The 249-nt window shown below is 50.2% G+C and carries 1 pseudogene; it reads right to left on the bottom strand.

Going from position 1 to position 249, the window contains the following annotated elements:
- A pseudogene (locus tag H6B10_RS16370) lies at positions 1-205 on the bottom strand (HAD-IC family P-type ATPase); the annotation flags it as partial.
- Positions 206-249: the final 44 nt, after the last annotated feature.

The raw sequence follows: 249 nt of genomic DNA, 5'->3' as shown, positions 1-249 counted from the left end.
TGCTGAACCCCCGTGTGTAGTCAAACGGACGCTCGTCCAGTTTGGGACAGAGCCTTTCCAGGTCAAGATAATACTGTTCCTGCCCCGGCATTTCTGCAGCACGGCAAAGCGCTGTATCGATCTGGTTGCCTACACCGGTGTGATAACGACTGGCCAGATATGCATAATCCAATGTTTTGCGGCATTCGTTGCCAAGAATATCCATATAATATTCCGGCTGTAATGTGTCATCGGTCAGTGTCCCTGTCT

The sequence above is a fragment of the Gemmiger formicilis genome (genome assembly GCF_016901605.1).
Classification (GTDB): domain Bacteria; phylum Bacillota; class Clostridia; order Oscillospirales; family Ruminococcaceae; genus Gemmiger; species Gemmiger formicilis_B.
The sequence above is the reverse complement of the archived record's forward strand: the minus strand, read 5'-3'. Positions and strand labels throughout refer to the sequence as shown.